The sequence below is a fragment of the Corallococcus praedator genome, from assembly GCF_003612125.1.
Classification (GTDB): domain Bacteria; phylum Myxococcota; class Myxococcia; order Myxococcales; family Myxococcaceae; genus Corallococcus; species Corallococcus praedator.
Genome location: NZ_RAWI01000818.1, coordinates 1 through 728, shown reverse-complemented (window position 1 = coordinate 728; position 728 = coordinate 1). Strand labels below are relative to the sequence as shown.

The following is a 728-nucleotide window of genomic DNA, read 5'->3' as shown; positions in this document are numbered from 1 at the left end:
GCCTACGGGCTAGATTTGCTCTCAATGGTGCTGGCGGGCGGCCAGTCGTCTCGCTTGGTCTGGCAGCTCCGCGAAGAGGAACAGCTCGTGCAGGCGATCGGCAGCAGCTTTTCGCTTCAGCGCGAGGCTAGCATTATCACCGTCAGCGCGTGGCTGGAACCCGAAGATGTTGAGCAAGTCGAAGCGCGAATTTGCGATCGACTGCACGAGCTAGCCACCACTCCGATCGAGGCGAGCGAACTGCGTCGGCATCAGCGACTGCTCCGCAACGACTACGCCTTTTCAACCGAAACCGCCAGCCAAATTGCCGGACTCTACGGCTACTACAACACGATCGCTCAGGCAGAACTCGCCGTTAGCTATCCGCAGGCGATCGCCGCCTTTGAACCGGAAACGCTGCAAACTCTTGCGGCTCAGTACCTCACTTCCGATCGAGCATCGGTGGCGATCGCGCTGCCAATTTAGAGCAATGTCCGTTTGTTGACTTTGCGGAACAGATGGGAAGCGATCGCCCTAAAAACCGTAGAAATATCGATCGCTACAGATCAGCCCGAACCACTGATTCTAACGCGGGCGACTGCCAATCTACATTTGGCATTTTGTCAAACGCCTGCCGCAGCGATATTTCCCAATGCTGGCGAATCTTGATCAAATACGGATCGCCCATCCGAAGCTGTAGCTGCCGCCGCACCTCAAAACTATCTGCCTCATAAGCTATCAGGTTAATC

At 55.9% G+C, this 728-nt stretch carries 2 protein-coding genes; one reads left to right on the top strand and one right to left on the bottom strand.

Annotated features, from left to right (window positions below; genetic code table 11):
* Positions 1–465: M16 family metallopeptidase (locus D7Y13_RS41940; protein WP_147452667.1), on the top strand; the 465-nt coding region annotated here is incomplete at its 5' end.
* Positions 466–538: 73 nt separating this feature from the next.
* On the opposite strand, the gene D7Y13_RS47355 is transcribed toward D7Y13_RS41940, so the two are convergent.
* The coding region (locus D7Y13_RS47355) for a hypothetical protein (RefSeq protein WP_208734563.1) at positions 539–728 on the bottom strand (190 nt) is incomplete at its 5' end.